Source organism: Crateriforma spongiae, assembly GCF_012290005.1.
GTDB classification, from domain to species: domain Bacteria; phylum Planctomycetota; class Planctomycetia; order Pirellulales; family Pirellulaceae; genus Crateriforma; species Crateriforma spongiae.
This window is the reverse complement of sequence record NZ_JAAXMS010000020.1, coordinates 1-6,703: the sequence shown is the minus strand read 5'-3', so window position 1 is coordinate 6,703 and position 6,703 is coordinate 1. Positions and strand designations below refer to the sequence as shown.

Below are 6,703 nucleotides of genomic sequence, written 5' to 3'. Positions count from 1 at the left end.
ATTGAATTCCAGACGAGTCAAGCAACGTAGCACATTCACCAAATTGACCGCGCAACCAACGCTCGCACCGGCTTGAAGATCGCGACGTTCCGACGCAAACAGTCTCACAGCTTGAAGCATCAATCGATTCAAAGCGTCGGTACGTGGTGATCGTCTCTGCGTTCAGTCAACATTGTGATGCGGCGAAAGACCGAGCACGACCAATGCGTTCGGCGACAAAGCCCAACATGACACCGCATTCGATTTCCATTCACCATCAAAGCCGGCCGACCGCGCACCCGAAAACCAAAGCCTGATGCCGATCAGAGCCAACCCCGTGTAACGGTCGCGTTAACCGAGCGGGGGCGTGGAAACGTGGTCAGCGAAGCGTCCAAGACGGCTCAACCCCGCTTCGGTTGAACGCATTGTTACACATCGAATCAAGCCGGCAACATCGCACGGCCTGAAGTTTCGTATTTCTTCATTGTGGTGCCAACCAAAGCGTTGCGGGATCGGGGTTGCCGGAGCCGGCGGCCAGACACGTAAAGAAGACATCCAGCGGCCGGCGGCGTAGGGAGCCCCGAGACCGCGGTGGAATTCCAGAACGAGTCAGGCAACGTAGCACATTCACCAAATCGACCGCGCAAACAACGCTTGAACCGGCTTGAAGATCGCGACGTTCCGATGCAAACAAAGTCAAAGCTTGAACAGCCATTCGATCCAATGCGTCGGTACGTGGTGATCGTCTCTTCATTCAGTCAACATTGCGATGCGGCTAATGTCCGAGCACGGCCAATGCGTTTCATGACAAAGCCACACATCACACCGCATTCGATCTTGATTCATCATCAAAGACGGCCGACCGCGCATCCGAAAATCAGAGCCTGATGCCGATCAGAGCCAAACCCGTGTAACGACCCGCATCACCGGGCCGGGAGTGATAGTTTTCCATTCGTGAAACCACGCAAGCCCGGCTCCGCGTGCATGCGATGGTTATCCGTCGTCAACGCTATCGGGTTTGGGGCGGACGACACGTGGGTATGCCAAATTCAGCCCGGCACCATTGTACCGGGTCAGATGAACGGGCGCAAATCCGATCGGTTCAGCGCCATTACGAAGTACGTACTTCCCAGCATAGCAGTCGCGCAAGGATTGGCCCTCGGTGTCGGCCCCAAGCCAGATCAAGTCGAGAACAAAGTTGAATGGTCCGAACAGCCACATCAGCATGCGAAAGGTCATCGTAAAGAGCGACGGACGTTCGCCCCGTGTGGTGACGATCATCAGATCGAACAAGCGGTATCCAATTGTTCGTAAACGCGAGCTTTTTAGCGGTACCAAGTAAACCCAGGTTAAAACGGCCCAAAGCAAGAAGAATAGGCCAGACGGATCAAATGTTTGGCTAAGATTCCAGGAAATCGTTAGTAGCGGTATCCAAAGCAAGACACCGGCGATCAAGATCACAATTGTGTCGATCACCAATACGCCAACCCGTCGCATGAATCCGGCGTAATCGTCCGATTCGTAGTATGCGCCGTTTCCAAGCGAGTTGTCGGTTGTCATTCAGGTTGACGTCGATCGAAGAGCGTGAAGATTCATTCGGATAACGACGGCGGTAACCGAGCCGCCGCCAAAAAACAATGATTTCAGAAAACGCGTCAACGGCGGCTTCGGTTCACCGCTTGGTTATCGGCAGTCTTGTAGATCGCGTCATAATTCAGCCTTTCCCATCTCCGAGATACCAGCCGTCTGCATCCAGAAGTCGCCGATCAAGTTCCTTTACGAGTTTCGTGTCAACGGACCATGTCGACGGCTTGCAAATCCGCCGCATGTCGCGCGACAAAATGAATACGATGTGATCAGGCAACTCCCATCGAGTATGTAGTACGAGCATCGCCATTGCAGCATCACGTGACGCTTCGTATCGCTGCCAAGTTCTGTTCCGTCGTTGCACGGGCTCAGAGTCGATCGCGGTCAATGTGACACCACCAGCCGCTAGCGTCGCCATAGTCTCTGCGAATCGGTCCTTGGTAAACGCAACCTCACTCATCGGCAACGGTCAATTCGTGCAAGTTCTTTCTGTCCGATAACGGTCGCGTTAACCGAGCGGGGGCGTGGAAACGTGGTCAGCGAAGCGTCCAAAACGGCTTAACCCCGCTTCGGTTGAACGCATTGTTACACATCGAATCAAGCCGGCAACATCGCACGGCTTGAAGCATCGAGTTTCTTCCTGTCGAAGTCGGCCAAAGCGTTGCGGGATCGGGGGTGCCGAAGCCGGCGGCCAGGCACGCAAAGAAGACATCCAGCGGCCGGCGGCGTAGGGAGCCCCGAGACCGCGGTGGAATTCAGGACGAATCGGGCAACGTAGCACATTCACCAAATCGACCGCGCCAACAACGCTTGAACCGGCTTGAAGATCGCGACGTTCCGACGCGAACACTTAGGCTGCTTGAGGCGTCAATCGATTCAATGCGTCGGTACGTGGTGATCGTCTCTGCGTTCAGTCGACATTGCGATGCGGCTAATGACCGAGCATGGCCAATGTGTTTTACGGCAAAGTCATACATCACACCGCATCCGATCTTGATTCACCATCAAAGCCGGCCGACCGCGCATCCGAACATCAAAGCCTGATGCCGATCAGAGCCAACCCCGTGTAACGGTTGCAATCACCCGGTCGCGACGAGAGATTCTCAATTGCCAAAACGCCCGACTTCGCGACTCGGGTGCATTGCTTGGTTCGCCGCAATTGTCAGGTCAAAATCCCGTTGACGGCCATGTGGCACTGAAGCCGGCTACGGACCGTCCACAAAGTGCGACACGAGCACCGATCCCTCGGTCACGTCTCCGTCAAGAAGTATAGCGACGTTCCAGATCCGTGACATCAAGAATCCAGCATTGCTGTTGGTGCGGCGGCATCGAATAAAGTCCAAGTTGTCGTGGTCGGGTCCATCATCTGACCAATGCCTCATCTCGCGAAACGTACCATTCCGGGTCACGGTGCAGTCGAATCCCTCGTTTTCCATACGGGCGATTGCGTCATCGATTGACATCCCGGCTGGCACGAGCGAAGCGACGGACGTTTCCATTGCCATTGGGTCTTCGTGACGCCAGGTGACTCGTTTTGAGTTGCCGACGCAGCCCACGAGTTGTGTTGTGACAAGTAACACGGTGGCCACCTGTCGGGAGTGATGTAGCGGCATCCGTGCTTCCTTCATCGGCGAACGGCGGAATTCACGGGGGACGGGCGAAAGACTCGCAAGCAGACCATTAAACACGACTCCCGTCCTCCCGTGCAATTCATGGTTCGCCGCCCATTGCATTGCGAGTTGGGCCTGTCGTCACAGATCGGATTGAGGTCCAGTTATGCGTATGTCGTCCGGAGTTCCGTATTGTTTGTCGGGACCAAGCGAGGTAAGCACGAACCCAGTATCCGTCAGCTGGTAGCGTACGTGGTTGCCCCATTCGTCCACCAGCGGCGCGAAGTCACCATCGAGAAAGGGTGCAAGTCCAGGGTCACTCAGTTCGCCCGGGTACGTTCCATACGATGTGTGATAGAGCTGACAGGCAAGCGATATGGCACGTTGATTCGCGGTCTGGGCCTTGACGTGATCGTATTTGTTGCAGCTGACAACGGTTGAAAGCAGCAGGGTTACGACGACGATTTGAAGTATCGACCGTTGCAAGAGTGGACGTTGTGTTCTGCGTGGCATCAAGAGTATCGGTCGGCGAACGTCAGCCGTAACCGGGCGGCGACGGAAGATTCTCGATTGTCAACACGCCCGACTTCGCCGCTCCGGTTCACGGCATGGTTACGCGCGCGTTTCCGCTAGATCAACGCCTGTGCTAGCATCACTCCCGTCCCAAGTGCCAGCATTGTATACGTAAGTCCGTTCGCACGCCAAACGAAAGTAGGTATTCCATCTTCGGGCGCCCCTTTCCAAACCCTGCACAGAATAAGTCGTTCTATGAACACGGACGCAAAAAAGTAAGGCACAAGCAGAGTTAGCGTTGCAGCTGGAATCATCCAGTCCAAATCTGTCTCATAGGGCACGAGCCAAGCTGACTGGAGCACGACGGAGGCGAGTTTTTCAGGAAGCGTATCAAGTCCCTTAGATTCACCGCCCGTTGTCGCGATGTTGAGTACGACCATCAAAAACCAAGTTGTCGGTATCCCAATCAAAGTTGAAGCTAGATTGGCACTGGCAACACCACTGAGCACGCGTGAATTGGCAATTCCGAGTGTGTAGCGACCGTAGAGATACTCAATCGCGATGATCGGTACCAGCAATGCGAGCATTGCTGGTAGGTGCAACGCGATCATCGGAACACCAGCGTTTGCAAAAATCATTCTTCAGTGGCGTAACGGTACCGATCAGCCGGTCGCGGCGGTTGATCTTCCATTTCGAAACGCCCCGCTACCGCGACTCGGTTGCATCGGATGGTTCCCCGTCCGCCTTCGATTCGAGCGTGTAAACCGCGATGACCCGCATCGGGCCGGGTTCCGCGTTGTCAAAGATTCCAGTTTCGAGGCATTCGATAGCATAGTCAAGCGTGTCGATCAGACAGTGCGTGTTTACCCGGACGTTCGCCGCAACGTGGTTGCAGGACAGAGGCGAGCATTCAGGCGAGTTTTGCATCGAGTAGCAGACGATGTCGAACCCAAGCAACCGCGGATTGATTGGCGGCGAAACATCGGTCTTAACGTCCGAATGCGGGCCGAAGCCATGCCAAGTGTGATCGTCATTCTTGAATTGTTGTGGATGAGCTTCGTAGTAAACGAACGTGAGATCATCCAACGCGATGCCGTGCTGCGAACACAGACGCGTAATCCGTGAAGGCTTGTCGAAAAACCAGAATCCGTTGTGCGCCCAAAAGGTGATGTAGTCCGTGAAGTCTGGCGAGATACAGTCAGAAACGGCGTAGACGTCGCGAACCGATGGAACGTCCAACCAATCGGGACGCTCCACGATGCGTTTCGCCATGTAGCCGAGTGCGATCATTGGCATTCAGTCGGGGAACGTCCGCCGTCACCGGGCGGCGAGTGAAAAGCTAACCATCAGCAAACGGATTGCCGCCGCTCCGGTGCACGGCATAGTTATCCGCAGAAACACGTCGAGTCAGCGTAGAGCGGCCAAGGCAGCCAGCGATCAGGATAAAGCCAAACATCAGTGTCGCCAAAGCAGCTACAGGCGGGTTCACGTCGATTGCGAGAAAAACGACGAAGCAATACGGCATCACCAACAACATCGCAATCGATCCCAGTGACACGCGAGCGTTTGAGACAAGGTAGCGAACATATGACGCCGCAATCCCCGAGGCGATGCCAATCAAAGCGTAAAGGCGAATGTAAAAGGTATAGTCAATCGGAAGCACAGGATAAACGGAGTGAATCGCAAGGAAGAATGCGACCGCAGTCGCCGTGAGCACGACGACGGTCAACGCTATCGTAACGGCTGAGCGTAATATTGGATTTCGCAGGGTACGGTGTGCAATTGGGATTTGCGAGCCATTGCGTGATGCAAGGTCGGCGCGTGCGGTGTCGCTTCAGGCAGTCTTGGTCGGATAACGTCCAGGATCACCGGGCGGCGAGAGACAATCTACCATTTGAAAAAACCAACCATCGCCGCTCCGTGTGCATCCGTTGGTTATCCGCCAGCATGGGTCAGTCTTGATCGGGTAAGAACGGCGAACCGAGTGTAGCGAATGCGAGAATAGCTACCAACGTAGTGCCGGACAGGAACAGGAGCCATCGGACCCACTTTCGATCATACCCAAGCCAGCGAACGTAGGTCTCGACAATTGGCCCAGCGAAGTAGCAGACGTTGGCGACGATCGCGCCCTCGGCGATTAAGAAGAGTGTCCGAAATCTGGCAAGGCTTCGTACGGCAAGAATTAGAGTCAGTGCTCCAAGCAGTACGATGTACACGACTCTCATGCGTTCCCAGGCCAAGAACGTCGGCTTTGCAATCGAAGCAAGCGTTGAGGGGTTTTCGCAGTAGTCTTCCCCCGTGGCGGATAGTGATTGCGTGCCGGATGTCGGCGTTGAGTATGGATTCTCCGTCATGCGGAATTCATTTCGGATAACGGCAGGGTTCAGCGGGGCCGCGCGAATAACTCACCACTTCAAAAATGTCAACTCGCGGCCTCCGTTGCAACCCATGGTTCGCCATTCACTTACTGCCTGGAGCGTTCACCCGCGTCAAAACAGTTCCGTCCATCCGAATGACGACGTCGACGTCCCTTTCCCGACCGTCTTTCGTGACCTCGATTGTTGCCTGCCAGTACCACTTGCCATTGCCGGACTCAAGAGGCAGTAAGGCAATCTTGGTCAACATCCATGTGATATTGTCGTGGCCGGAATACCAGTTCTCGGCGGTCGCTTGGGCCACAAGCACGGCATCGCGCGGTGACAAAGGGGGCGTATTGTCATCAGGTAACCATTGGGGTGTCTCGCGGAGATCTTGAGTTCCGAATGATGTCCATGCGTTCGTGATTGAAGAAGGGAACGCGGCAGATCCACGCATGAACCCTCGCGTTTTCTCAATCCGTGAATGATCAAAATCAGTCGCAAGGTGGTTTTCGACCTGTCCGAAAGCAGCAATCGCGGTGAAAAGCACCGTCATCGCCGGAATCAGGTGGCGTAGTCTCTGGTTTCGCATAAGTCCTTCCGTGAAAGCGCTAGAGGCTAAAGTAGTCGTACGTGGAACGGCGTGATCTTTCGGCG

The 6,703-nt window shown here is 55.0% G+C and carries 6 protein-coding genes; all 6 read right to left on the bottom strand.

Annotated features, from left to right (window positions below; translation table 11 throughout):
• Positions 1 to 972 precede the first annotated feature (972 nt).
• On the bottom strand, positions 973 to 1,539 hold the full coding sequence (locus HFP54_RS24915) for an RDD family protein (protein WP_168567268.1): 567 nt from the start codon (positions 1,537 to 1,539) through the stop codon (positions 973 to 975).
• Between the two features lie 1,778 nt (positions 1,540 to 3,317).
• A complete protein-coding gene (locus tag HFP54_RS24910) occupies positions 3,318 to 3,689 on the bottom strand; it encodes a hypothetical protein (RefSeq protein WP_168567267.1) in 372 nt (123 codons plus the stop codon).
• Positions 3,690 to 3,805: 116 nt separating this feature from the next.
• The gene (locus tag HFP54_RS24905) at positions 3,806 to 4,327 is read right to left on the bottom strand and encodes a hypothetical protein (RefSeq protein ID WP_168567266.1); all 522 of its coding nucleotides are present in this window, start codon (positions 4,325 to 4,327) and stop codon (positions 3,806 to 3,808) included.
• 67 nt (positions 4,328 to 4,394) lie between these two features.
• A complete protein-coding gene (locus HFP54_RS24900; RefSeq protein WP_168567265.1) occupies positions 4,395 to 4,985 on the bottom strand; it encodes a hypothetical protein in 591 nt (196 codons plus the stop codon).
• Between the two features lie 43 nt (positions 4,986 to 5,028).
• On the bottom strand, positions 5,029 to 5,418 hold the full coding sequence (locus HFP54_RS24895) for a hypothetical protein (protein WP_168567264.1): 390 nt from the start codon (positions 5,416 to 5,418) through the stop codon (positions 5,029 to 5,031).
• Between the two features lie 731 nt (positions 5,419 to 6,149).
• On the bottom strand, positions 6,150 to 6,703 hold a 554-nt coding region (locus HFP54_RS24890), incomplete at its 5' end, for a hypothetical protein (protein ID WP_206036401.1).

What these genes read in the sequence shown, in the direction of transcription:
- HFP54_RS24915 (WP_168567268.1), bottom strand. Translation starts at nt 1,539, where the DNA reads ATGACAACCGACAACTCGCTTGGAAACGGCGCATACTACGAATCGGAC.
- HFP54_RS24910 (WP_168567267.1), bottom strand. Translation starts at nt 3,689, where the DNA reads ATGCCACGCAGAACACAACGTCCACTCTTGCAACGGTCGATACTTCAA.
- HFP54_RS24905 (WP_168567266.1), bottom strand. Translation starts at nt 4,327, where the DNA reads ATGATTTTTGCAAACGCTGGTGTTCCGATGATCGCGTTGCACCTACCA.
- HFP54_RS24900 (WP_168567265.1), bottom strand. Translation starts at nt 4,985, where the DNA reads ATGCCAATGATCGCACTCGGCTACATGGCGAAACGCATCGTGGAGCGT.